Annotated in this window: 2 protein-coding genes; both read right to left on the bottom strand. The window is 70.6% G+C overall.

Features of this window, described 5'->3' with window-relative positions:
- Window positions 1-751: WcaI family glycosyltransferase (locus CVM52_RS25785; protein ID WP_100165061.1), on the bottom strand; the 751-nt coding region annotated here is incomplete at its 3' end.
- 10 nt (window positions 752-761) lie between these two features.
- A partial coding sequence (locus tag CVM52_RS25780) for a sugar transferase (protein ID WP_240621085.1) occupies window positions 762-1,376 on the bottom strand: 615 nt, incomplete at its 5' end.

Here is a 1,376-nt window from a genome sequence, read left to right as displayed (position 1 = left end):
GGCGGGCGATCTCGGGCAGGATCTCCAGCCCCTGCTTGTTGGCCAGGTTGCCGGAATACAGCGCCACATGCGGCGTGGCGATGCCCAGCTCGGCGCGCATCGCCGCCGGATCGCCGCCGGGGGCGATCCGGGTCAGGTCGGCCCAGTTGCGCAGCTCGAAGATCCGCTCCGGCGCCACGCCCTTGTCGCGCAGCTTGTCCAGCATCGGCCGCGAGATCGAGCTGACCCGGTCGAAGCGGCGCAGGATCCAGCGCTCGAACCGGCGCGCCAGCCGCCCGGCCAGGCCCTGCTTGGGCAGCAGCCCGGTGGCAAAGGCGGCCTCGACCTCGAAATCCTGCACATGCAGCCAGCATTTCGCCCCGGTCAGCCGCGCCACCAGCCAGCCCACCGGCGCCGAGAGCAGCGCCGGCGCGGCGACAAACACCATGTCCGAGCGGTAGCGCAGCGCGTAATACAGCGTCACCGGCGCCGCGCAGAGCGCGAAGCTGGCATAATGCAGGATGCGCCGGGCGCCGCTGGGCACCCGCGGCACGTAGAGCGGGCAATGCACCACCCGCGGGCCGTTGCCCTTGGAGCGATAGCCGCGCTTGCGCACCCCGTCGAACACCTTCCAGCCGGGATAGGAGGGCACCGCGGTGACCACCGAAACGTCATGGCCATGCTCGGCCATCGCCTCGGCCAGGCCGGTGGTATAGACCGCGATGCCGATCATTTCGGGGGCATAGTTGATGCCGAGAACCAGCAGTCTCATGGCGCCCTCCTCACTGCCCGGTCCGGCCGAGGACGACGCCGACGGTGCGGGCCAGCAAACGCAGGTCGCCGGCCAGCGACAGGCGCTGCCAATAGGCGGTGTCATAGCGGACCCGGTCGACAAAGGCGGTGGCGCCGCGGCCATCGATCTGCCAGGGGCCGGTGATGCCGGGGCGCAGGTGGAAATAGGCGCTACCGCCGCCCTCGCGATATTGCCGCTCCTGGCTGGTCATGAAGGGGCGCGGGCCGACAAAGCTCATGTCGCCCTTCAGCACGTTGAGGATCTGCGGCAGCTCGTCCAGGCTGGTGGCGCGCAGCACCGCGCCGATGCGGGTGATGCGCGGATCGCGGGCCAGCTTCTGGTTGGTCTGCCATTCGCGCGCCGCCTGCGGGTCGCGGGCGCAGAGCTCGGCCAGCACCTTTTCGGCCTCGGGCACCATGGTGCGCAGCTTCCAGCAGGCGAAGACCCGGCCGCCGCGCCCGACCCGCGCCTGGCTGAAAAACCCCGGCCCGCCCTCCAGCCGCACCAGCGCCCAGAGCAGCGCAATTGCCGGCAGACAGACCGGCAGCGCCAACAGCGCCAGCGCAAGGTCGAAGGGCCGTTTCAGATAGCGGGCGTAAAGGCG

It is taken from the genome of Pseudooceanicola lipolyticus, from assembly GCF_002786325.1.
Classification (GTDB): Bacteria; Pseudomonadota; Alphaproteobacteria; order Rhodobacterales; family Rhodobacteraceae; genus Pseudooceanicola_C; species Pseudooceanicola_C lipolyticus.
This window is presented reverse-complemented; position numbering and strand designations above follow the sequence as displayed.